General features: G+C 60.3%; 17 protein-coding genes and 2 pseudogenes. 10 read left to right on the top strand and 9 right to left on the bottom strand.

The window, feature by feature from the left end; genetic code table 11:
* Positions 1-196 precede the first annotated feature (196 nt).
* From NKI59_RS19095 to NKI59_RS19080, 4 genes and pseudogenes are all read left to right on the top strand, one after another.
* Positions 197-1,222 (top strand): zinc-binding alcohol dehydrogenase family protein, encoded by a 1,026-nt coding sequence (locus NKI59_RS19095; RefSeq protein WP_352706037.1) that lies wholly within the window; start codon positions 197-199, stop codon positions 1,220-1,222.
* Between the two features lie 104 nt (positions 1,223-1,326).
* Positions 1,327-1,428: pseudogene (locus NKI59_RS19090) on the top strand (EamA family transporter); the annotation flags it as partial.
* Positions 1,429-1,561: 133 nt separating this feature from the next.
* The gene (locus NKI59_RS19085; protein WP_352569963.1) at positions 1,562-1,789 is read left to right on the top strand and encodes a CopG family transcriptional regulator; all 228 of its coding nucleotides are present in this window, start codon (positions 1,562-1,564) and stop codon (positions 1,787-1,789) included.
* Positions 1,786-2,223: a TA system VapC family ribonuclease toxin gene (locus NKI59_RS19080; RefSeq protein ID WP_352706030.1), complete on the top strand. Its 438-nt coding sequence runs from the start codon at positions 1,786-1,788 to the stop codon at positions 2,221-2,223. The genes NKI59_RS19085 and NKI59_RS19080 overlap by 4 nt, the downstream gene beginning before the upstream one ends.
* A 289-nt stretch (positions 2,224-2,512) precedes the next feature.
* On the opposite strand, the gene NKI59_RS19075 is transcribed toward NKI59_RS19080, so the two are convergent.
* Entirely contained in the window at positions 2,513-3,640 is a 1,128-nt protein-coding gene (locus NKI59_RS19075) for an NAD(P)/FAD-dependent oxidoreductase (protein WP_352706028.1), read from the bottom strand.
* A gap of 64 nt (positions 3,641-3,704) precedes the next feature.
* The gene (locus NKI59_RS19070) at positions 3,705-4,706 is read right to left on the bottom strand and encodes an SIS domain-containing protein (protein WP_352706026.1); all 1,002 of its coding nucleotides are present in this window, start codon (positions 4,704-4,706) and stop codon (positions 3,705-3,707) included.
* Positions 4,707-4,806: 100 nt separating this feature from the next.
* Between NKI59_RS19070 and NKI59_RS19065 the strand changes: the two genes are divergently transcribed.
* From NKI59_RS19065 to NKI59_RS19050, 4 genes are all read left to right on the top strand, one after another.
* A complete protein-coding gene (locus NKI59_RS19065) occupies positions 4,807-5,673 on the top strand; it encodes a PfkB family carbohydrate kinase (RefSeq protein WP_352706024.1) in 867 nt (288 codons plus the stop codon).
* Between the two features lie 158 nt (positions 5,674-5,831).
* Positions 5,832-6,668, top strand: a complete 837-nt coding sequence (locus NKI59_RS19060; RefSeq protein WP_352591316.1) for an ABC transporter substrate-binding protein — start codon at positions 5,832-5,834, stop codon at positions 6,666-6,668.
* A 76-nt stretch (positions 6,669-6,744) separates the two neighbouring features.
* Positions 6,745-8,274 carry an amino acid ABC transporter permease/ATP-binding protein gene (locus NKI59_RS19055; RefSeq protein WP_352706022.1) on the top strand — a complete coding sequence of 510 codons (1,530 nt, stop codon included), beginning with the start codon at positions 6,745-6,747 and terminating at the stop codon, positions 8,272-8,274.
* A gap of 108 nt (positions 8,275-8,382) precedes the next feature.
* Positions 8,383-9,492: a LacI family DNA-binding transcriptional regulator gene (locus NKI59_RS19050; RefSeq protein WP_352454194.1), complete on the top strand. Its 1,110-nt coding sequence runs from the start codon at positions 8,383-8,385 to the stop codon at positions 9,490-9,492.
* A gap of 717 nt (positions 9,493-10,209) precedes the next feature.
* On the opposite strand, the pseudogene NKI59_RS19045 reads toward NKI59_RS19050, so the two are convergent.
* Together NKI59_RS19045 and NKI59_RS19040 are read right to left on the bottom strand one after the other, a co-directional pair.
* A pseudogene (locus NKI59_RS19045) lies at positions 10,210-11,088 on the bottom strand (metallophosphoesterase); the annotation flags it as partial.
* A gap of 987 nt (positions 11,089-12,075) precedes the next feature.
* The gene (locus NKI59_RS19040) at positions 12,076-13,632 is read right to left on the bottom strand and encodes a family 16 glycosylhydrolase (RefSeq protein ID WP_352706018.1); all 1,557 of its coding nucleotides are present in this window, start codon (positions 13,630-13,632) and stop codon (positions 12,076-12,078) included.
* 1,610 nt (positions 13,633-15,242) lie between these two features.
* Here NKI59_RS19040 and NKI59_RS19035 point away from each other — a divergent pair.
* The gene (locus NKI59_RS19035) at positions 15,243-15,971 is read left to right on the top strand and encodes a class I SAM-dependent methyltransferase (RefSeq protein WP_352591330.1); all 729 of its coding nucleotides are present in this window, start codon (positions 15,243-15,245) and stop codon (positions 15,969-15,971) included.
* Between the two features lie 128 nt (positions 15,972-16,099).
* Here the strand turns inward: NKI59_RS19035 and NKI59_RS19030 are convergent, their stop codons facing one another.
* The 5 genes from NKI59_RS19030 to NKI59_RS19010 are packed head-to-tail and all read right to left on the bottom strand — an operon-like array spanning position 16,100 to position 21,578.
* Positions 16,100-16,981: an NAD-dependent epimerase/dehydratase family protein gene (locus tag NKI59_RS19030; protein ID WP_352591333.1), complete on the bottom strand. Its 882-nt coding sequence runs from the start codon at positions 16,979-16,981 to the stop codon at positions 16,100-16,102.
* 6 nt (positions 16,982-16,987) lie between these two features.
* Positions 16,988-18,604 carry a Rossmann-fold NAD(P)-binding domain-containing protein gene (locus NKI59_RS19025; protein WP_352706016.1) on the bottom strand — a complete coding sequence of 539 codons (1,617 nt, stop codon included), beginning with the start codon at positions 18,602-18,604 and terminating at the stop codon, positions 16,988-16,990.
* A complete protein-coding gene (locus NKI59_RS19020; RefSeq protein ID WP_352591339.1) occupies positions 18,605-19,783 on the bottom strand; it encodes a glycosyltransferase family 2 protein in 1,179 nt (392 codons plus the stop codon).
* Positions 19,771-20,292 carry a glycosyltransferase family 2 protein gene (locus NKI59_RS19015; protein WP_352591342.1) on the bottom strand — a complete coding sequence of 174 codons (522 nt, stop codon included), beginning with the start codon at positions 20,290-20,292 and terminating at the stop codon, positions 19,771-19,773. Before NKI59_RS19015 ends, NKI59_RS19020 begins: the two co-directional genes overlap by 13 nt.
* Positions 20,289-21,578 (bottom strand): glycoside hydrolase 5 family protein, encoded by a 1,290-nt coding sequence (locus NKI59_RS19010; RefSeq protein WP_352706014.1) that lies wholly within the window; start codon positions 21,576-21,578, stop codon positions 20,289-20,291. Before NKI59_RS19010 ends, NKI59_RS19015 begins: the two co-directional genes overlap by 4 nt.
* A gap of 358 nt (positions 21,579-21,936) precedes the next feature.
* Here NKI59_RS19010 and NKI59_RS19005 point away from each other — a divergent pair, with 358 nt between their 5' ends.
* Positions 21,937-23,553, top strand: a complete 1,617-nt coding sequence (locus NKI59_RS19005) for a glucosamine inositolphosphorylceramide transferase family protein (protein ID WP_352706011.1) — start codon at positions 21,937-21,939, stop codon at positions 23,551-23,553.
* The last annotated feature ends 690 nt before the right edge of the window (positions 23,554-24,243 follow it).

Genomic DNA, 24,243 nt, shown 5'->3' with positions numbered 1-24,243 from the left:
TCCCAGACCGCTGTCGGCCCCCCCATCCGTTCCCCCCCCGGTGCCTCTTTTGTGTGACCCGGCCGCGGTTGGGTTCCCTCTCAACATAGCTAGCAACGTCCTGGCCCCCCCTGGGGTGCGGGTTCTCCCCCCCCCCCCCCCACTTCCTGCCGGACTCCAGCTTAGCAAGGGGTGAATTACAATCATGGGCCCCAGCATCAAAGTCGTGCGATGCGCCGAGCCCGGCAGGCTGGTGTTTGAGGAGCAGCAGGCGCCAGGCACTCCGCCGGAGGGCTGGGCACTGGTCGATGTCGCCTATGTCGGGATATGCGGAACCGACTACCACATCTTCGAGGGCAGGCATCCTTACCTCGCCTATCCACGCGTCATGGGCCATGAAGTTTCGGGAACAATCGCGGCAATCAACGCGCCCGTGCATATGGCGGTTGGAGAGCAAATCCTCGTCAATCCTTATCTTTCCTGCGGACATTGTGCCGCCTGCCGCCAGGGCAAGCCGAACTGCTGCATGGCGATCGAGGTGCTTGGCGTGCACCGTGACGGTCCCATGAGTGAGCAGATTTTCGTGCCGGCGCAGAACTTGATTCCCGCGGCCGGTCTGTCACCGGTCGAGGCGGCCACGGTCGAGTTTCTGGCCATTGGTGCTCACGCGGTCCGCAGGTCCATGGCGGGGCCGGGCATTCGCACCTTGGTTATCGGAGCCGGGCCGATCGGCCTCGGCACCGCGCTTTTTGCGCGCATCGCGCAACTCAACGTGACCGTCATGGACGTCGATGCCGAGCGGCTGGCCTTTGCCGCAAGGCAATTGGGCTTCCTGGTGATCGACGGGTCGAAGGGATCGATCATCGAAACGATAGCGGAGCGCACTGCGGGAACAGGTTTCGACGTCGTCTTCGACGCAACGGGAAACAGCCGTTCGATCCAGTCCGCCTTTGCCTATGTTGCCCATGGCGGCGTCATGGTGATGGTCAGCGTCGTGCCGGACGACATAACCTTCTCCGATCCAGAGTTCCACAAGCGGGAAATGATGCTGATCGGCAGTCGCAACGCGACGCGTAGCGATTTCCCGCACGTCATTGCCTCGATCTGCGCTGGAAAAATACCAATCGACCGACTCGTCACCCATCGCACCACCCTGCGCGACAGCCCACGCGATATTGCGATCTGGGCGCAGCAGAAGTCCGGTCTGATCAAGGCTGTTGTCGACCTGGCTGGATCTGGCTGACGTCAGCAAACACAATCAAGATATGTGACCGCAGCCCTGATGCTGCATTATGGGAGGGGGAGTTGCTCGGTGACGCCAGGCTAAGCGGCGCGCTTGACACGGCATTCGGAGTGGGTTTCCTCAGTGAACAATTGTCCCTGCCGAACTGGCTTGGCGTTTCACTGATTGCAGCAGCGGGCGCAGTTCTCGTCGCATACAAAGGTTGAAGCCGTGGAGCGACGATCCTTCCGGCACAAAACGCGTTCCACGCAAAGTCCGCCGGCTATTCGCACCGCTTGAGTATCCGACGTCGCTATTCTATATGATGCGTGATGTTTGATGCCCACCAAGGAGGGCGATATGAGAACCACACTGGCGATCGATGACGATGTCCTGGTCGCGGCCAAGGCCATGGCCCGGCAGCAGGATCGCAGCCTCGGCGAGGTCATCACCGATCTCGCCCGGCGCTCGCTGCGCCGGCCTCAAGCCGGCGGCGAGCGCAATGGGATACCTCTATTGTCGCCTCGGCCGGATGCACCTCCTGTCACGCTTGAGACGGTCAATGCCTTGCGAGACGAACTGCCTTGACGTTCCTGCTCGATGTCAATGTGCTGATCGCACTGATAGATCCTGGCCACGTGGCCCATGACGACGCGCATGCCTGGTTCGAAGTGACCGGTAACGCCGCATGGGCTACGTGTCCCATCACCGAAAACGGCGTCTTGCGCATCGTCGGCAACCAAAGATATCCTAATTGTCCCGGTTCGCCCGCCATCGTTGCGCAAATCGTTACCAAGTTGCGGGCTCTGCACGGGCACAGCTTCTGGCCCGACGATGTGACCCTGGTTGGCTCCGGCGACATCGATGCAGCGAAAATCCTGACCTCGGCACAGGTCACCGATACCTATCTTCTCGCGCTCGCCAAGGCGCGCGGCGGCCAACTAGCGAGCTTTGACCGCAAGCTGTCAGCGGCGGCCGTGAAGGGCGGGAAGTCTGCACTGCACCTGATTCCCACAAGGTAGACCGCCGGGGTCTTCGGTGCAGTCTGCCTTTCGATCTTCTTGGCTTTGAATTGAGGATTCCGCAACTTGTCGCGCTTAGCGCACTCCAGTGAATCGCGAGCGGCTATCTGACCATAGTTTGCGGGGCATTCATCTCTCCCCTGCGCGTTCGCGCTTGGACGCGCGGCGCTGACACTCGTCGCCGTCTCTGTCGCCGTAAGACGACAACCCGATCACACGATCATGTCACCCATCTCTTCCCCAGGCCCGCTGCCCATCTGGACAGTTCGGCCTTGCCCCAATTGCCCTTTCAGCTGAAACGATTAGGGCGGAAGGTCGCAAGCATGGGATGCGGATTGCCTGAGGCGATTTCTTTGGCAAGCAATTCGCCGACGATCAATCCAAGCGTGGCGCCGCTGTGGCCAAAGGCGACGTGAAGCCCGGCGACGGTCTCGACGGAGCCAAGCACTGGCTCGCCGTCGCCGGGGATAGGCTTCGGGCCAACTGCATAGGTAGCGAGTTGGAGCCGCGGATTGCCCTGGAGCACCGCACTAGCCTCGTCGAGCAGTCCTTTGACGGTCTTGTCATGCACGATGTAAGTTCCGTCAGAGTTGACCACGACTTCTTCCTCCGACCACGCCGAATCCAAAACAAGTTCGCCATCCGGCGTCGGGCGCACCGCCACGCGCGGCGTATTCAGCACGGCACGGAGCTCGGTCCTGATCGGCTTGGTTTTCAAGAGGAGTGAAATCGGCGTAGCGTCCGGGATATGGACTCCGATCTCAGCAAGCATAACAGGCGTCGCTGGCCCAACGCAAAGGATCACTGCATCCGCCTTTACCGGCACACCATCGGCAGTGACGACGCCACGCGCGCGACCACCTGTGGCATCCGTCCGCACGCGTCCGGCGTTCTGGACGAGCTTGCCGCCGCGGGAGCGGAACTCATTGAGCAGCAGATCGATCAGGCAGGGCAGGTCAACCCATCCTTCGCCAGGATTGAAGATGGCGCCCTGCGGGGTGATGGCGCTGGCGTTGACGCCGGGCGTCACTGCGCCGACTTCGGCAGGGCCGAGCAGAAGCGCGTCATAGCCAATATCCTGCTCCAGTTGGCAGATGGACGCGATCTGGTTCGCCTCATCATCCCGATCCCAGGTGAGGCCGCCGTCAAAGCGAAGCCACGACGCCGTTTCCGGCCTTGTGGCGGCCAGGGTCCGATAACGGTCGATGCCTGCAAGCCTCAAGCGGTGGTAGGCAGTGTCAGCACGTCGCGCTGAGTTCAGCCAGGAAAGTGAACGGCCGGATGCACCGTTAGCCGGCGCGCCGTCGTTGACAATGGTTACATCAACGCCAAGACGAGCAAGGTGCAACGCGGAAGAGATGCCGAAGATGCCCGCGCCGATAACAACGACATGGCGCAGCTTTGGGGAGGCAGTCATGGAGATATCCTTCTTCGCAGAAGACGGGCTGGGGGTTGTTGGATCGCTGCAGAGCGCGGCGGAACTAATAGTCGGTGAGCTTCTTCATGTAGCGCCGGCCCTCAAGCATTGGCCGGCCGCGCAGACCGGCCAGCTCGTAGGCAAAACGCCATAGTGTGTCAAAAAAGACCAAGGGAACGAGATAGCGCTTGATGTGTTCTGACATACCACTGAGGTCGAGTTCCGCTCCATCGAGCACCAGTATGTTTTCCCGGCTGCCGTGCTTGAAAAGGAAATCGCGAGCGCGTTCCGTAAGGTGCCTCGTCTCGTCCAAACCTAGCAAGACCACGAAGCAAGCGTCCCGGTTCACCACCTCAAATGGGCCGTGAAAGAACTCGTTGGCGTGTATGGCTTGCGAGTCGTACCACTGCATCTCCATCAACACGCAGATGGCGTAGGAATACGCCGCACCGTAGCTTGCACCGCTGGCCAGTGTGTAGATCGTATTGCACGGCGCGAAACGGGGTGCGAAGGCCTTAAACCGGTCGGCATAGGTCCGGTGCGCACGTTCGATCGCCGGCTGAAGATGGCTCAGGCTCATCAGCAGATCGGCGGTCAGCCCGGCATCCTCCCGAGCATCGATTAGGCCGGCGAGCAACATGTAGAGCACGCCGTAGTTGCTGCGGGCTGCATCGATCGGTTTGCCCGTCGTGTAGGAGGCCTGGTAGGCGACTGCGTGGTCGACCGCCTGCGCGAGGGGCGATATCTGGTCGAGCGTCATGCCGATTGTCGTCGCGCCTTGATCCTTTGCATGATTGGCCGCTCGCACGGTCTCGTGGGTGGTGCCTGTCTGCGAGCAAAGGATAACGAGCGCGTCAGGTCCCAACCGTCGCGGATCTCGGCAGACGAACTCATCCGCGTTGTAGATGTCGCAGGCGAATGTGCCGCTGTGACGGTCGACGAAGTATTTGCCTGCCATCATGATCGAGAGCGAGCCGCCGCACGCCACGAGGAAAAGATGCGAAAACTGCCTGCCCGCCGTAGCGGCCAGGGCGCGTTCAACGTCGGCGGGGAGGGCGAAAATCATGAGGTTCCTTTCTCGTTGACAGAGCTTGGGCCGGCGCACAATTGACAATGGCGGGCCATTGTGCGAACGTTATCACACCCTTTAAACTGAAAGTCCTGCGATGGTCAAGATTGCCGTGATGGGCGACAACGTGGTCGATTGTTATCTCGCTCGCGGCGAGATGTATCCTGGCGGAAATTGCCTCAATGTCTCGGTCTATGTCAGCCGCTTCGGCGGGCAGTCGGCCTATGTTGGGGCGATCGGCAAAGACCGGGCAGGGGACTTGATTCACGCCGCACTCAAGTCCGAGCGCGTGGACGTCACCCGATTGCGGCGCCTTGAAGGGCCGACCGCCTATTGCCTCATAGGTCACCGCAACGCCGATCGGATTTTCCTGGACTTCGATCTCGGAATTTCGGCGTTCACGCCGACGCAAGAAGATCTGGATTTTCTCTCGGGTTTTCAGGCCGTCCACATCGGCCAGTCCAGCGGTCTGGACCCCTGGGTTGCCGCTGTATCAAGTAAGTCACTGTTGTCTTATGATTTTTCCACCCGGCGGGAACCGGGACACCGACGCGAGATTGGGCCCTATTGCTATCTGGCTTGCGTCTCGGGTGACGGTCTCGACGACAAGGAATTGGCCGCAATCGCAGCCGAATTGCTTGCATTTGGTTCAAAGTGGGTTCTTGTAACTCGCGGTCGGGCCGGCGCGGTGCTTCACGGCGCCACCGTCTCTTACCGAACCCCGGCGCGGTTGGTCGAACCCGTCGACACCCTGGGCGCGGGCGACACCTTCATCGCGAGAACGCTATTCGGCCTGCTTAAGGAAGAGACGCCTCAGGACATTCTTGGCCAAGCCGCGGAGGCGGCGGCTGCTACCTGCCGGTACTACGGGGCCATCGGCTATGCGGCAGCAATCGATCTAGGAAAGATCACGCCGGAGGTCCTCCGCGGAGCTCGGCGCATTCAAGACGAGAGAACCGTCTAGCTGCGAAATTCAACTGAGCAATTGACGCGAAAAATGGACAATGCTAGTTAAAGTGATAACGTTCTCATTCAAAACCAACGCCATGAAAGAGCGTTTTGATGGATGAGTCGTCGAGTGGGACCGCAGGCCGACTTCGGCCAATCGTAAGAGGAGAAGACATGCAAACGAATTCGAGCAGGCGCCAATTTGTGAAATCCGGTCTGGCGCTGACGATCGCGCTGGTGACAGGACTTGGCACGTTGGCCGCATCAACGCAGGCAAAAGCGGCCGACAACCCCTACAACCTCATCGACCCGACGATGATCAGCGTCGGAACCATGGGCGATGCGAAACCCTATGTCTTCACCGACGCCAACGGCAACTTCACCGGCTTCGACGCTGAACTCTTCCGCGACGTGGCGCGCCGGCTCGGGTTCAAGGAGGAGCAGGTCGTTTTCACCGGCCAAGAATTCTCGGCGCTGCTGCCGTCTGTCGCCAACGGCCGCTTCGACGTCGCTGTCGCCGCCATTGGCACGACCGCGGAGCGCAAGAAGACCGTGGATTTTGGCGACGGCTATCTCGCTGGCTACCTGTCGATCATTTCGGCTGATCCGGCTCTGACGACCAATGAGAGCACCGCCGGAAAGCGCATCGGCGTGATCCAGGGAACGCTGCAGGAAATCTATGCTGAGAAGAACCTGAAGGGCGACATCGTCAAATTCCCCGACAACAACACTGCGGTGGCGGCGCTGAACAACGGGACGATCGATGGCCATTTCACCGACTATGAGTCGGCCAAGCAGTATGTGGAGCGCTACAACAACCTTAAGATAACAATGAATGTGCCGTCCTTCGACGCGCCTGCCGGGTTCGTGGTCAAGAAGGGCAACGACGCTTTCCGAAAAGCGCTAAACAAGGCACTGCGCGAGGCCATGGAGGATGGCACCTGGAAACGGCTTCACGAGAAATGGTTCCCGGGTACCCCGATGCCGGATCAATATCTGCCAAAGAAGTAAATTCGCGCGCATTCGTTATCGTTTCCGGCCGGGCCCGTGAGCAACGGTGCCCGGCCGAGTTATAGATGGACTTGATATGAGCTGGTTCGACAACTTCGCCCGCAGCTTTCTTGATTTCCAGGCGATGGCAGAAGTTCTGCCGAACATGGTGATGGTCGGCCTCAAGAACACCCTGATCCTGGCCCTTGCCTCGACGTTTTTCGGGACGCTGATCGGTATCGTACTCGCCGTGATGGGGATTTCCGAGAACCAGCCGCTGAAACTCCTTGCCCGAGTCTACACCGATATCTTCCGCGGGCTTCCTGCCATTGTCACAATCCTAATCATTGGCCAAGGCTTCGCGCGGTTGGGCCGAGATCTGTTCGGTCCATCGCCTTATCCGCTGGGCATTCTGGCGCTCAGCCTGATCGCCGGCGCCTATATCGGGGAGATTTTCCGCGCCGGCATTCAGAGCGTCGAGCGTGGTCAGATCGACGCCACGCGCACTCTCGGCATGACATATGGCCAAGGCATGCGCCTGGTGGTGATCCCGCAAGGCATCCGCCGCGTCCTGCCTGCACTGGTCAACCAGTTCATCGGCAACGTCAAAGACTCCAGCCTGGTCTATTTTCTTGGTCTGCTCGCCTCCGAACGCGAATTGTTCCGCGTCGGCCAGGACCAGGCCGTGCTGACCGGCAACTTGTCGCCGCTGTTGCTGGCCGGCGTGTTCTATCTCGTGATCACGGTGCCGCTGACCCATCTCGTCAATTACATCGACGCGCGCATGCGCGTCGGCAAACGTATCACCGCTGTGCAAAGTGGCCTCAAGGAAGTCGCCGAGCTTGCCGAAGCGGTCGTGCCGGGCACAGAGACGTTGCCTGCAGCAGCGCCCACACGCTTCAAGGGTGGCGGTATTGAGGTGAAGAATATCGACATGGCCTATGGTGTCGTCCAGGTCCTCCATGACGTCAGTCTGAAAGTGGAGCCGGGGACCGTCACCTGCCTCATCGGTCCGTCGGGCTCGGGCAAGTCGACCTTGCTGCGTTGCCTCAACCGCCTCGTAGAGTGTCGAGCCGGTGACATTCTGCTCGATGGCGAAAGCATCTACAAACAGACCCCTGACCAACTCCGGCGGCGCGTCGGCATGGTTTTCCAGCAGTTCAATCTGTTCCCCGACCGCAGCGCGCTCGCCAACATCACCTTGGCGCTTCGCAAAGTTAAACGCATGTCGCGCGAGGAGGCTGAGGGCGCGGCCTTGGCGAGGCTGAATGAAGTCGGACTGCTGGAGCGTAAGGACCATCGGCCGGCCAATCTCTCGGGCGGGCAACAGCAGCGGGTGGCCATCGCGCGCGCCCTGGCCCTCGAACCCGAGATTATGCTGTTCGACGAAGTCACCAGCGCGCTCGATCCGGAATTGGTCAAAGGCGTCCTGAACTTGATGGCCGATCTTGGTCGGGGCGGGATGACGATGGTGGTCGTTACACACGAGATGAACTTCGCTCGCAAGGTCGCGAACCAGCTCGTATTTATGGACGAGGGGCGGATTGTCGAGGCAGGCCGACCAGAGGACCTATTCGATAACCCGCAAAGCCCGCGTCTTCGGCGCTTTTTGTCCGAGGTGCTGTGATTGCAATGGTGTGCGCAACGGGGGCTGTTGCGGTGTTCGCCCTTGCGGACGGGCTTAACTGCCGCTAGGTCGCCGGCACAACGCGCGCATGGGCGCTAGGTTTGCCGAGTGACTCAAAGATCACCCAAAAACGCAACTATCATAGAGGTCGCTCGCCGGGCCGGGGTGAGTTCCGCCACGGCCGGGCGTGTTCTTGGTGACTACGGCTACAGCAGCCCCGAGGTTCAGGAGAAGGTGCGCGCCGCAGCAGTTGAGCTGGGCTACCGCCCCAATCGCCTTGCCAAAGGTCTGATCACCGGTAAAACGCAGACTATCGGCGTAGTGGTTGGCGACATCGAAAGCCCATTCTACGCCAGCGTGCTGCGCGGAATAGGGGATGTCGCGCGCCGTGGCGGCTTCGGGGTTGTCGTTACGAACAGTGATGAAAATGCCGAACTCGAGCAAGAGGCGGTGCAACTGCTGCTGGAAAAGCAGGTCGACGGTTTAATTGTCTCATCGACCTTCGTGGACGAGCCGGATCACCTTCATGAAGCAGTCGCGGCTCGCTGTCCCGTCGTGCAGTTCGACCGCATGGTGGCGGGCCTGGAAACCGATTCAGTCGTGGTCGACAACGTTTCTGTAACGCATAGCAGCATCGCGGCGATGATAGCGGCCGGACACAGCCGCATCGGAATATTGGCGGAACTCGGGCCGGGCCAACGCGACGATGTTGGCTCGTTTGTGGCAAACGTTGATCTCTCCAGCGCTGATCTTCGCTACCATCATCCAAGCTGGCAGAGGCTATTGGGTTATCTCGAAGCCCATCGCGCCGCGGGCATTACGCCGGATCCGCAATTGATCCGTCGCGTGGCGCTCTATTCGAGCGAGGCAGCCCGCAAGGAGGCGCTCGATCTGCTGACAATGCGCAATGCACCGTCCGCTCTGTTTACGGCCGATGGTGTGATGTCGACAGGGGTTCTGGAGGCCATTTCCGCATTGAAGCTTGCGATTCCAGGAGACGTTTCGCTGCTCTGCTTCGACGATCTCGACTGGATGCAGTTCGTGGCCCAGGGTATCACAGCCATCGCGCAGCCGGCACATTTGATTGGAGCGGCGGCAGCGGAGCTTCTCTTGAAGAGGCTGGCGGAGGCCACGTTACCTTTCGAGCACCGTGTCCTTGCGGCCCGCTTGGTGGAGCGCAATTCAATTGCGGTTTATCTCACCCGCGAGCCCGTCTGATCCGGCCGCAACGGTCTATAGCTGGGGCTGAATTGCAGCCCCTCTCTATATCGAGGTCGATGCCATACAGGGATATTGACCTGCCGTATGTTTCTTCGCTTGCCTACACGCCATCGGCCATCTGCGGCTCGGCTCGGCTGAATGACAGCCCACCGCGGAACGCTGGATTTCAAAGAGGAATGTGTTCGGCGTGGTTCGGCCGACTATGTCCAGGATCACGGTTTTGATCCGCTATTGCGTGCAACAGTCCTAGCATGCTGCCGGGCGCAGGCCCCTTCAGGAATTTGAGTAGTCCTGAAACGCTGGTTCGCGCCGCCTCATCCAATAGGAGTATGCTCGCCGATGGCCCAAAGGAGATCTCGTGCAACCAGGGCCATTTGCATGCTCCAAGATGCGTTCTGCTCGGGCGCCAACGACAAGGATGGGGCTACAAGATGCCGTACCCATTCAGGTTTTCCGTTCCCCGAGAATGTGTCGAAGAAAGGTGTTTCGGGACGCCTGGCTCAGCTTCTTAAAGGCATTCTAGTGGATCGAGAGCTATCCGCCGACTCCGCCCGTCGGAGAAAGGGATGATAGACTGTGCCGCGTTCGTCTTGGATGCGATGGGAATACGGCATGTACACAACCATCAATACCCTCGTGCGAACGATCAACGGCGGACGGCAGGTCTCGTGACACAGCGGATGGTTCGTCTATAGGACGAGAGGACGTTTTGGGGCCGATATCGACGACCATGATCTCCGGCGACACGCCGAAGCGCACCGGCAGCCATGATACGCCCAAACCCCCGGATACGATCATGTGCCTCCCACCCTCGACGACATGCCCATAAGCGAAGCGCTGTCCGTAGGCTGAATTGATGATGGGGGGGCCAACGAATGGCAAGCGCACCTGTCCGCCATGTGTATGGCCGCATAACGTCAGGCTGACACGGTCAGGGACAGTAATGAAGATGTCCGGTTCATGCGCAAGGAGCAATATCGGATTGCCGTCGTTGGGTATTCCGGCCATTGTTCCAGGCAGATCGTCGACGCCCTTGTACACGCCGCGAGAAAACTGCATGGCCCACTGGTCGCCAAGACCCGCGAGCCAGAATGCTGGGCCATCCTGCTGACGGATAAGCGTGGCGGTGTTCTCGAGGACCGGAATGCCATTGTCGACGAGGGCTGCGCGGACACTATCGACACCGTGCCACCAGTCGTGGTTGCCGAGAATGGCGTGGCAGCCGAGTGGCGCCGAAAGTTTCGAAAGAGAATTCCCCCAAACAGTGTCGGGCACGATCCCGGTGGCATAGCGGGGCAGCACGCCCATCACGTAGTCGCCAAGGAGAAGGATGATGTCGGGCTGCAGGCTATTCGAAACACCAACGATCTCGTCGATCCTGGAAACCGGCATCCAAGGCTCGCAGGCATGGATGTCAGCGACCACGACGATGCGCAGGGGCTTGGCAGTGGTCGGCCAGCGCGGCGGAAGGAGCTTGTAGTGCGTGACACTCAGTCGAAACCGAGGCTCAATCGCGATGGCATAACTCGCCAGACCGAATGCCGCGAGCGACACGGCGCCAAAGAGCTTCAGGAATGAGCGCCGCGACGTCAGCACTTGTGTTTTCCAGCAGAACTAGGTTGGTACTAGAGATCGCTGCGTATTCAGCTGCGGCAGCCTGGACCACATCAACCGCGTGAGAGGCCTCGCTGGTCAATAGTTTCCCAAATTGGCGTCACCTGCAAGCGTTGGTCTTTATTGCGCAGGGAAGGGAGCTCGGGCTAGGACCCGTCACTGCTCCGAATTGCCACTGATCTCGGGCGGATGGTGCAGTTCCATTCCGGATGAATGCGTCGCCTTAGATGGCGAGCGCCTCCATCTCGACATCGTTCATTTGATCCCGTTTTTCGTCGGCCGCGGAATCGACCGCGCGCCCGCTTCGGGTCCGCTTGGTTGTCGTGACTGCGATCAGCTCGACCAGGCCACGCGATTGAGGAGGCGCCGTCCGCGCCAGCTTTGCGTGATGCGGCAGAACAGGGGGGTTCGATGTTGCGCCACGTCGATGTGCCCGTCGGATGGTGATGCAATGTGGAGCGCAAGGCCTGTCTCGCGAGTGAGTTGTTGCAGTTCGACCTTCCACAACCGGCTATGGTCATCCAGCTTCGAGCCGACCGCTTCCCGCCTTTGACCTATCGCCTCGACAAGATTGCGGCGCTCTCGAGTTGAAGCCGGAGGGCGAACTTTCGTCGGCTGCAAACCGGCTTCTTACCGCTCTCGCAGTGTTTCCTGCTTGTATCGCATCATTGGCGAGAGAAAGTAGCTGATGATGCTGCGCATGCCAGTCTGGGATGTTCATTCGGACCCGAAGCTTGGTAACTCCAGTCTCCTCGGTTCGGTCCAAATGGACAACCTGCGCAAAGCTCACAACTAGAGCGGTTCCATCCCGATGGCATCGGGATGGAACCCCATCTCTTTTGCTTGAGCAGATCATCGCCGAAAACCGGGCTCCCGCCTTTGGTACGCTGAGTTCGGTTCGGCACCATGGCTTTGAGGTGCTGTTCATCCAGTCCTTATTTGGCCATGGCAGCCCCGCGTAGTCCTTCAGGTCACATAGAACGAGGCTGCGCTGAGCGACAGATGTGGGGAAAGGCTTGCGAACTGTATTTGAGATGCGCCGCCGGCCCCGTCACTGTCGAAAGAGAGCGCCCCGGTTGCACTGTCGTAGATGATGTGATCGGAGCTGTCATGCGCGGCTGCACCAATAAAGAAAGCTTTGGATGGAAGCCCTCCCGGCTGAAGCCCGGCAAAAACGGTATCGCTGAGATGGAACGTATCCTGGGAGCGCTTGAAGTCGGTGATCTTGTCGACATTACCGGCTCCAAGAGCAGTATTGAACGAGAAGGCATCGTGGCCTCCGTAGCCGGTCAAGACGTCGGCGCCGAGGCCGCCGTTAATGACATTGTTGCCGGCATTGCCCTGGATGGTCTGGGCGAACTCGTTGCCGGCGAGGGTCATTGCTTTCGTGCCTGACGCGTTATTGGTAGCGAGGAGCTCGATCTCCGAGCCGGCGGAAAGCGCATAGCTCACCGAGGCGAGCACACTGTCGTTGCCGCCGCCCACCGCCTCAACCACCTTCTCGTTGGCATTATCGACATAATAGGTGTCGTTGCCGCCATAGCCAATCATCGTGTGGCCGCTGGTTCCGTGTAATACATCGGCGTCGCTGGTGCCGTACAAGGTGCCATCGCTGGTGCTGCCGGAAGAAGGAACCGTCCCGGTGCCAGACACGGGCTCGGTCCCGGTCGAGCCAGTGATTGGGGGAGTGACGTTAGCACCCGTCACCGTGTCACCGCTGCCTGCCTTCTGGTAAAGCTGAATCTGATCGACTTGCATCTGCATCGACGAAGGAGTCGAACCATCCAGAGCCGTATGCCATCCGGTCACGTTCGAATTCGCGACCCCATTGTTCATGATCAATTCCATCGGTTCATCCGGGATCGGCACCTGTGCGCTGGTCACTTGCGCCATCTGATGCCCGTCGAGATACCAGGTGATCGATTGACCGGGCACCCAGTTGATGCCGTACGTGTGGAAGCCGGCCGTGAGGTCGGTCCCCGTATCAATGCTGTTTCCTACCCACCCTGACGGCGAGTGGAGGTGCCAGGAGAACATCTGGTCCGCCGGCCCCGAACCGGTAAATCCGCCCTCCTGCATGTCGATCTCGAAATTGTCGCCGCTGCTGCCGGCGCCATGGCCGGGCAACAGCCAAAGGGCCGGCCATGCGCCATCGCCGCTTGGCGCCTTCATGCTGATCTGAAGGTAGCCGCCATTGAATTCGAAGTTGCCGTAGCTGCTGACCGCGCCGGACGTGACCGGGTATGTCTGTGTGGTCCCCTGATTTATGCCGCTGATGGGCTGCTTGATCGCCGTGAGATCCAAGGCCCCATTGCTCACGGAGACTTGGCTCGGCACATCGTAATCGGCATAATATTGCGAGCCTGCGTTGCTTCCTCCTGATCCATTGCTATTCCATGGCCAGCCATTGGCGGCATTGCTGGTGATGTAGGTATGCCAGTCGCTGTCGAGCGCCGTACCGGAGAAGTTTTCCTCGAAGACGAGATCGCTAGAGGCAAAGCCTGCGGGGGCGGAAAGAGTCATTCAGTGATCCTCTTTGGTGTTGAAAACAGGGAATTCCACTGCCGCGCATCGCCAAGGCGCGCGGCAGATCGCATGCTCGCAGTTGGGCACTGCGAACGGAGTTTCAAAGTAGCGGAGATTTGGAAGTCCTCGCCCAGACATTATTGTCGAGCAAGCTGAACGTTGAACTCGCCATCCGAAGACGAATTTTGTCGAGGGTGCTGCCGCGCACGCAAGCTGTTCGGCGGTTCCAGCCGCAGCCAAATTGAAGTCGAGCGCAGCTCTTCCGGCACCGCCGAGCTGTTTAGTAAAAACACGGTGTATCCTTGGCTGGTTGTGTTTTTTTGTTGTAATTACGCCTGCGCCATAAGTAAAACGCAGGCAGTTTCGCTCGTTGGACTTATCCCGCTTACCGTCTTATACTATCGGGGAGTGATTAATCCGAGGACAATATATCGAGCTAACACGAGCTTACTGCCATTTGCGGCGAGAATGAGGCTCAGCGAGAACTTATTAACACATTCTAATGTAGGACGTGTGTCGAACGGCCGCACCGAAGCGCCCTTCCGGACGTCCTACCAAAACCGTGTCCGTCGGCTGAAATGTTGCGCCGGTTTGAGCGCATGTGTTCGCGGGGTCGTTCGCATGTGAGGTCATCGACAAGGATGGCCGGAATGTCTTCCGAGTTGCGTGGCGGACGAGCCGTCGAACCTATGGCTGGCGCTGCCGGCCCGATGTTCGACCGTGCCGTTTGCGCGGCCGATGCAGTCTCTACACGTATTGCTGAGGGATCTCGCCAGCGCCACGGCGGCGATGTCCCACATGATCCGCCTTCAATGATCGAAGGTGAGAGCTGGCCCTGCTATCGAGTGCAGGCCCTACAGCGCCGACAGGCCGTTCAATCGAAACGCCAGCGTGCCTGCATGTAACGCGCCGAACCTGCAACCGCATCCAGGGGAAGTGCGATCGCTTGAGCGGCTTGTTGAAGTGGCTGATACTTGACCCCTATGGCGCGGCACGTTCTCGCCGCGTGGCGCCTGCCACGAGTCTGAACCGCGCAGCCAGTGGCCAAAGCTCCACCTGGGGCACAGTCGATTAGCGTGCTCTTTTGCTGCATGGTCGTCTATGCAGGTTGACCGTCGTTCAGAACGTAAAGCCGACAATGCGGCATCGCTTGTCCCTGATCGGCGAAAATTTCTGCCAGTCAGCCTCGCTGTGGAACGAGAGGAGTTGGATTCCCATGAGCTACCTCAGATGGGCCGCGTGCCTTACGGGACCTCCCCGGAAGCTTCGCCGCCGGCGGCTTGACGCCATCGAGAGTGTCGTTACATTTGTAATGGCTAGGTTTTGCTTTTATCCGGTTGCGCCCACTGAGATGCGCGGTTCGCATGTAGCGTGTAGTCCCGAGGCAACGGAGGAACCCTGAGCGACCTCAAGACCGGTGCGGCTCCCTAACATTCGTCCATTCCCGAAATGTGAAATGCGATCGACAGGACGACTTAGGATCCCCTTCTGGACCTGGCCTTGTGCCATGCAGCGACCTCGATCGCTGGTCGATTTCAAGCCAAAAGAAACTATTAGTAACACCGAAATATTTGAAGAGGCAACTTAATCTGGCTCGACCACAAAAGATGGCAGAGATGATGTCAAGTAATGACCTCTATACCGGAATAGATTATGCCGCTGCTAATCCTACTTGGCATGACGAAGATGGCGGTGTTAAGGCCGCGAACATCGCCAAGATCGTGCACGCCAACAACATCAGTTGCCAGAAAATCGTCGATACAGGTTGTGGGACGGGAAGCGTTCTGGATGCTCTTCTTCGGCATGATATCTTCCGTGATTCAACAGCCATCGGCTACGATATCGCTCCCTACGCTATAAATTTGGCCAAACACCGAGAAAAAAACAACCTCAAGTTTCACTGCGGCGACTTCTTTCAGACCGGCGAGAATTGCGATCTTCTTTTGTGCATCGATGTTTTCGAGCACGTTGATGATTATATTGGCTTCCTTCGAAGACTAAGAGGACGATCAAGATACTATACGTTCCATATTCCACTTGACATGAATGTCGTCGGACTTATACGTGGTCAGCATCTTAAGCAACGCAAGGAGGTTGGTCACCTGCATTACTTTGATCAGGCAACGGCGCTAGCGACTCTGCGCGACACAGATTTTAAAATTATTGACGCACAGTACACTAGGACCGCGGAAGATATTCTGCAGATCCATCCCGAATGGAGAACCACTACAGCCATCCTCGGTAATGCCGCCCGAGGCATTGTCCGGACTATGGCCGGAGAGGACCTGTCGGTGCGCTTACTCGGCGGCGCCTCGCTGATCGTCCTCACGAGCTGAGGTGGTGTTCGTGCGCGTCGAGCGCGAACCGACCTTTGTGTGCTGGAGGCTCACGAAGGTGAAAGTTGCAGTGCCCGGGAAGTGTCAAAACGCTGTCACCCGCAGGGCTGGGCAAATCTCCCATATTTTTAACGTCGATCTCCGTCCAGCGAGAAGCTTCGAAACCTGATTCCGAGCTGCTTGAGCTGCCCTACCCCGGGAACCTCTGCCGCCGGGTGCACGAGCCCCAGGATGGAGTCGGATCGGAAGGGTAGGGGGACGTGCAGGGCCTCTCCTGCCCGGAGCATGCAACTGACAAGCTGCGAGGGCACCGGGACGGCACGTAGTGTTCTGCCTTGTGACGCGGCGATCTCGTTCATGAGCCGTCGGAACGGCACGGGTTCGGGGTTGGCCAGCCCTACCGGTTCCGGCAGGGGCATGTCCGATTCGGCAATACGCACCATGGCGGCTGCCATGTCTGCCTCATGCACGGTGAACTGATGGGAGCGCGCCCCGATGAGAGGTGTAACCGGCAGTTTGGTGAGTTTGCGCAGCGCGCCGGCCATCCCGGCCCAACCGGGGCCGTAAACCAGTCCGAGGCGGGTGGAGACGCCTCCCAGACTGCTGGCTGTGCGCTCACACGCCAGCTTGGCCTGGCCGTACAACTGTCGGGTTCCCTTGTAAGCGGACATCGAGGAGATGAAAATGACCCGGCGAACCCCTGCGTCGGCGGCATTGCGGAGGAGGTGCTGCGAGCCGGACACATTGACACCCCATACATCGCCGGCACTGACGAGACTCAGGTCCCATGCACTATGGATGAGCACATCTAGGTCGCTGAATGCGGGTCCCGACGGCGGGCGCTTAATCTCATATGGGCGCCATTCGGCGACGCCGGCCATTGCGGCGGCAGATGCGGAGGTCGCCCGGTTCGGGCGGGCGAACGCGATGACCTCATGCCCTTGCTGGGCGAAGGTAGCACGCAGGATGGACCCGACATACCCAGTCGCTCCGGTGATGCCGACCCGCATTGATGCTCACCCCGTCAGTTCCATCGCCTCGCAGGCGATGCGATGAGAATTGGCCATCACGGTCAGCGTAAAGGTAGTCGCCGGAACATTTGGGAAAACCGAACCGTCGATAAGATGAATCCGGTCCCAACGCGCCAGCCGCCCGACGCGGTCTGTCGTCGCACTCCGGGCGTCCCGCTCACTAGCGTGGGGAAAGCTGCCGCCAAAGTGGTAGCTCTTGGCCCCACCCGACCACAGCATTTGCGACGTGACCGGCCACAAATCAAGGTAAGGTGCTGCCCTATAGATGCGCTTTATTACGTCAGGCAGCGTCGGAGGCACGTCTTTGCCCCTGACCCTGGTCTCGCTGAACCCCTCGGAAGTAAGGGTAATCCGGGGTAGCTCATCAGGAGCTGCGGGCACCTGGGCTGTGATCCGTATCTTGGGTGACGCCCAGGATGGCAAATAGCCGAGGCCTACCGTCAATCGGCTCAGCAGCCGATCTGTCGCGAAGGCGGCGGCGGGATGTTGGAGGAAGCCGGGCAGCGCATCGTAGTATGCGTGGTTGAACGGGTAACAGTGAACCTGTGAGACGTCGAAGCCTTCGTCGTCCCGGCCGATGACCATGTTGAACTGGTTGAGTGTGAACTCGCGCCTTGTACGTGGGTCGGGAGTCGGCTTCACGGACATCATTGGAAGAACGAACTGAGCCGATTCCGAAAGATGGACCGGCTGGTCCGATCCGAGCGAGCCCAGGATCAGCCGAGTGGTGCCGATAGCTCCGCAACCCACGAAGACCCGGTCGGCTGCGAATCGCTGGATCCGGCCGCTGGATAGCTCCCGAGCCTCCACGACTGCCGTGTCGGCCTCCTGGCCGATTCGAACCGCGAGCAGCCCGCTGTGATAGTCAATCCTCCCGCTGCGCCTGAAGCGGTCGAAGCTGTGCGAGGCCGAGTAGATCAGCGACCGCGGGCACCCAGTCATGCACAGGCCGCAGGGCTGGCATTCGGGCGCCGAGAAGGCGAGCCGCGCGCGCCCTATGGTTATTCCGGTGGAGCGTACACGATCGCGGTGCCGGTCGTAGTTGGCCAGCACCATCTGCGTCCGCGGTGCCAGCGGCGGAAGCGGGTGCGGAGATCCGATGAGCGGAAACCACTCATCGAGATCGTCGGACTCTCCGGCGAACGGAATGTGACCAAGGATCGTCCGATAGTGCTCTTCCATATCCGAGAAACCGAACGGCCACCTCTTGAATGTGGCAGCGCTGAAGGGCATGATCTGGGCCCCCCAGACGTTGCTGAACCCTCCGTAGGCGCATGAGATCACAGCAGAGTTGACTCTACCCTGGGAGTGGACTCCGTCGAGTTGGCCCTTGTTGACAAACGGAAAATCGGATCCGTAGCTTCTCTTTTCAGGGAGCGAATCCGACTGCACGCGCTTAGGTTGGAATCCGATCCGGCGGACGTCCTCCTCATCCCAGTCGCCGACACGCAGCTTGGACAGCCTGGAGATTACCTCTTGCGTCTGGGCGTCCAGCACGGTGCCCGGATCGAACACAGTTATCTTCTCGTCAGACTTCCCGGACAGCGCCAACACGGCGGCGGCTGCAGCCGGACCCGAACCAATGATTATCGAAGAAGGCATTCACTTCTCTCGCCCATTGGCTCGCGCGGCTGTGTTAAATACCTGCCTGGTGGCCTGTCGGCGCTGCCGGCGCAATCGCCGCGCCCGCTCGACATGACCGGCGGCGTGGCCTGCCGCGGCCAGACCTATGCCAATGATTATGGCCGAGGACCGGACCAGCCCATGGGGGTCACCCTTGGCGGCTTGCCAAATCCCTCGCGGTACGCCCTTGGTCAGCGCGTGCCAGACGAAGTGGGTTTCCGCACCCAGAGTTGCGGCGTCGCCCATCTGGGCAAGAGCCTCGACCTTCCCCTTGTTGACGAAGAAGCAGCGGCGCCAGAAGTACTTCCAACTCGGCCGTGAGGCGGGTACAAAGTGGCGGACGGTCGCTGCCGGTTCGTAGATGACAGCCTCACTACCCTTGATCTGCGCCACGCGGTGGCACATGTCCATGTCGTCGTGATTGTCGGAGTGGAACCCTCCCACCTGCTCAAGGAGGGTTCGCCGCACCGACATGTTGGCACCTATAAGATGAGCCAAGGGGCCTCGGCTTGTCGGAAGACCGTCATAAGCGCATCCGAACACCCAGTCGAACTGCACGGGAAACCAGGCCGGGCGGCTAGCCTCGAAAACCGGTAGGGGGCGCCCGCCGACGGCGCCGATGCGCTCATCCTGGTACGGGTCTGTGAGAATCCCGAGCCAGTCCTTGTCGGCCGCTGCATCGTCATCCAAGAACGCCAGAATGTCTCCCGCAGCTGTCTCGGCTGCCGTGTTTCGGGCCGACCCCAGGTGCCCGTCGTACTTGTTCTGGATCACCCGTATCGGAGGGGTGGATGCGGCGAAGCCAGCCCAGTACGCGGCACAACGGTGAAACAGGATTTCATTGTGGTCGATGCATACGATGATCTCGCAGGGTTGCAAGGTCTGCTCCTGAACCGAGGCCACCGACTGAAGCATCAGCTCCCATCTGTCCTCGGTGTAGGCACAGATAATCACCGAGATCGTGGGGGGGCGCGGGACCTGCCGGCGTTCGCTGGTGACGCCATGCTCGGTCTGCCCGGTTTTCGATCCAGGCTGACCGGTTGTGGCAACGGCAACGTCATTACCGCGGCGGGCAAAACCGATACTTAGGTTCCGGACGTGGCCCCGCTGGCCAACGCCAATCGGCGTACAGGATTGCGCAAGCATCAGAATACGCATCTAGGAATTCTCCCGACTTGAACTGCCAATGTCTGCCCCAAGCTCTTCGATAGACGATGCGATAAAGCCAGACTTCCACGCGCTGGATTCGGCTTACCCGGAAGCCGGCTCTCAGCATAAAGAAACCACGAGGGCCGAGGTTTGCGCCACAGAGGCTCGAGGCGGCCGCCGACGCCAAGCACGCGCGGGTCGGCGTAGGGCATCAGCAACTCGTCCAGCCAGCGCTCATCGGCGATCGCATCGTCATCGAGAAACGCCACGACCGGCGCGCGCGCCAATCCGGCTCCCGTCGTGCGACCGTCGCACAGTCCACGCACGTTGGTATTAGGTGTGACGACGACACCCTGGATCTCGCGCCGGGCGCTCTCCAAGAGCGCCTCATCGTTGTCGACAACGAGGACGATCTCGCGGGCCGGGCAGGTCTGGCGGCGCACCGACGCGATGGCCGCGTTCAAATCGTCCCAGCGATCGAGTGTGTCGGCGCAGATCACGACGGAGGCTTCGGTCATGGCAACTGCCGGCTGCTTTCTGAGGCCGGGCTGGTTTCGCGTGTCTGCGTCGCCCGAGCCGTGGCGGCTTTGAGGATGTTCCAGAGCGGACCTCCGTCGTTGTGAATATCGAACTTGTCATATTCGTCGACGGGATAGCGTCCGCTGTCCTGCCGCGACACCAGCCGCCACACCATCCAGCCGGCGCAGTTGCGCTCGCGCGTCAGCGTGTCGAGCCACATCGCGTAAGCCTGGGCAAAGTTCTGATTGGAGCGGGCATAGCCGAACTCCTCCAGAAGCACCGGCTTGCCGGCGCGAACTGCCAACCGGCAGAACTCGGTGATCAAGCTGTCGAACTGCTGGACGGTGAGCTTGTAGTAGAGCGGGTAACCGTGCCAGGTCCCGAAATCGAGAGTCGGGATCGTCAGATCCGACAGCTTCGACTCGACGTTAGCGTGCCCTGAGGTGACGAGATGGTTCGGATCGAGCGACTTCACGTAAGCCGTCATTTCGGTGGTCCAAGCCAATCGGAAGGCCTCCGGCTGCGCATTGCCTTCGTTCATTAGCTCCCAGGCCATGATGGTCGGATCATCCCGGTAGGCGAGCCCGGTGAGCGGGTTGACTCGCTGCACGACGTGGCTGACCCAGGTCCTGTAGTCGCGCTTCGTGCGCGGATCCTGGAAGAAAAACTCCGACTTCTCTTTGCTGAGGTCGGTGTCGTACTGGCTCTGCACGCCTGGGGCGTCCCGGCTCCCATACCAGGCCCGCATCTGCTGGGCGCCGCCTGTGAAGGCCCAGAAATCCAGGACGGCGATGATCAGCCTCAGGCGTCGCTTGCCGGCCTCGGCGATGAGGAAATCAACCTTCTGCATGCCGTCGGCGCCGTCATTGATCGCCATCCTGTTTTGGCTCGGGTCCCAGTAGAGCAGGTACGTGCCCTTGACCGAGAGATTGCTGGCTTCGCCTTCAAGCCGCCAATCCCAGATCGTAGGCTTGCTTCCGTCGAGCGACCCGATCACCGGCTGGAGGAAGGTGCGGACCACATTGGCGCCCATCGCCACCGCGTCATCGAGAACGCGGGTGACCTCATCCGGCGACCCGTAGGTCAGATAGTGGTTGTTTACGCCGGTCACGAAGAACGGCTTGCCGTCCAAGGTGAAGTTCGTTCCGGAAGTCTTGATAAAGGACGTTGCCGACGGGTCATCCGCGGCGCTCACGACTGCCGGAACGGACAGCAACGCGCACACCAGCACCCGCAGTCCGGCGTTGCGCAGCCTATTTCTCACTCGTTGCCAGCCAACAATCACCCGGCCATGTGGCTCTCGCCGGGCGCCGAGTGCAACAGCCCCGAAGGATTACCTCCTCTGACCTCGCACAGCCCGGGCGTCGTTCGGGCATAGTGGTGCTTGGCCGATTCCGGTCGCTCGAGTATGGACCCGTGCTGTCAGACATCGCTCCCAACCAAGAGTTCGGCTCCTCTTATTGGCGAGTCCCCGCGGTAGTAATAGGTGGGAAGTATTCTCGCGCTGTGACACGCGCCATCGCTTTCCATCTACATCCCTGGCCCGCGGGCCCGCGGCGGAGTCTTGGTAAGGCGGATCGCCGCAGGCGGTTCTCGTCAAGCTGTGAGCCGGCGTCCTTTTGAAATCCGCGGTCAGAACAACAATGCGCATTTGCCTGAGTCTCGATCCATCGCGGCTACTTCGGTGGCACCTCTGGCTGGCAGAAGCGCTTGCTGAAGTGCCCGGCAACGAGGTCTCCTGCGCTTTGGCGGCCGGTCGCCGCCCGCTGCCGTTGACTTGCCGTCTGCTGCTCGAACTCGAACGACTGGTCTATGGCTTTCGCGGGAACGGCGCCACTGACTCCGTAGAGGCGGCGCTGCGGTCCCTGCCGCCGCCTCCGTCCGACCAAGTGGACGTGGTGATCGATTTGAGCGGAGAGGAGACGCGCCCGGCGGGGCTGCGGGTGCTGACGCCGCTCTTCAACGGCGTACCCGGCGAGATCGGCGTCATGGCGGCCGTGGCGAATGATCAGGACCTTCTCGTCGACCTGCACGACACGGCGCGCCCGTTGCGGCCGTGGATGGCCCGTCCGGCCAGTGTAGACCGTGGAGTGTTCTCAGCGAGTCTAGACAGCGTCCTCTCCTGCGCTGTGCTGCTGATCCTCAAAGCCTTGCGCGAGGAAACCGGTTCAGCTGCGTCCGGTGTCCCCGGTTCACGGACGGCCGTGCCTTCACTTGGCGCATCCTCGGCCCTTGCAAGGGCGACCGGCACGGTGGCATCGAAAGCGATCAGGTTTTTGGACGTCCTGGCAAGAGGCGGCAGGATGTGGGGGGTTGGCTGGCGCTTCGATGAATCGGCGAGCCTGCTCGACAAAGGCGAAGCAACCTTCTCGGTGCTCACCGGAAGCACCGATAGCTACCTTGCCGACCCGTTCCCGTTCCGGCGCCAGGGGCAGGATTTCATTTTTGTCGAACAGTACCTCTACTCGAAGAACCGGGGGTGCATTGCGGTCGTGGCAGCGGACCGGGACGGGACCGTCGGCGCACCCCAGATCGTCTTGGAGGAACCGCATCACCTCTCATACCCGTTCGTGTTCGAACAGGACGGGCAGATCTGGATGATCCCCGAATCGGGGACGGCCAGGAATGTTAGCCTCTACAGGGCAGTGGAATTCCCTTACCGGTGGACGCGGGAGGCCTGCCTCATCGAGGGGATCGAGGGCTACGATACCACGCCTCTCTGCTATGAGGGCGGCTTTTGGTTTTTCGTCAGCCCAAGGCGGTGGAGGTCCACGTCTTGGGATGTCCTCAGCCTCTACCGTGCCGAGAGCCTGACGGGGTCTTGGACGCCCCATGCCGCCAACCCGGTCCTGATTGATGCCAGGCTCAGCCGCCCCGCAGGCGCCGTCATCCGACACGGCGGACGCACGCTACGCCCGGTCCAAGACTGCGCGCGCGGCTATGGCAGTGCGGTGACGTTCTGCCAGATCGATGCGCTCGGGGCGTCGGAGTTTGCCCAGACCCCGGTCGGTCGCATTTGGTCCGGAGCGTTGGGGTGTCACACCTACAACCGCCGGTCTGGCTTGGAGGTGATCGACCTGTTCGGGCATATCCGGGGTTTGCGAGAGGTCACGACCTCCTATCGTTTGCTGGTACCCGACGCGCCGGTCTCGGGACCGCGTGGGGTCTCGGGACCGCGTGGGCAGTCCCTCTCTTGGGCGGTCTCGTCCGGGTCAGCCACCCGTAGCCAGGTGGTCGAGCGCAAGGTACCCCGCCCGTGAAGGGTCGGGCGCGCCCGACCCTTCTCGGGCACAGAATAAGCTCGGAAATCACGGCCGAGTGAAGGAGCGAGCCCACCTGCACATTGCAGCTTCTGGCCAGTGGCAATGTCAGCGTTGTCTGGACGTTCATTTCTTCGCGCCGACGATCTTCGCTGCCTTCCGCACGGTTCGGTCAGTAGAAAATTGTCGCTTGTGAGCTAGTGCCGGCCGCGGGTCGATGGATGTCCTCGCCGGCGTTGGAAGTGGCCCCAGAGGTCTGAACGGGTTTGGCAACGCTGCCAACACAGCTGCTGAAGTGATCGGTGCCGCTGCCGTGCTATCCGCGCTGGTGGTATGGGCTGGAAATAACCTGAAGAGATACCCCAAAAGAGCTAATCATCTATTGTCTTTTCCTAACCATCCATCGTCCTTCCATTTAAGATATGCATAGGTAATGCTCGCATACAAGCTAAAATTAGGGGGCTGCAACAGATCTTATTTCACCTCATCTTCATTCTTCTTTCCACTATGGCCGGGAGCCCGCATATGATTGGATCAAGCACATCCGTGGATGTGGCGGTCATTGGAGCTGGCCCCCACGGCTTGTCGCTGGCCGCGCATTTGCGCGCGCGCGATGTGGAGCACCGGACGTATGACCCGGTCCATCATCTCGCCCGATACCTATCGGCAGTCCTGGCGCGCTTTCAGCCC

The organism is Mesorhizobium sp. M0598 (assembly GCF_040320865.1).
Classification (GTDB): domain Bacteria; phylum Pseudomonadota; class Alphaproteobacteria; order Rhizobiales; family Rhizobiaceae; genus Mesorhizobium.
This window is presented reverse-complemented; position numbering and strand designations above follow the sequence as displayed.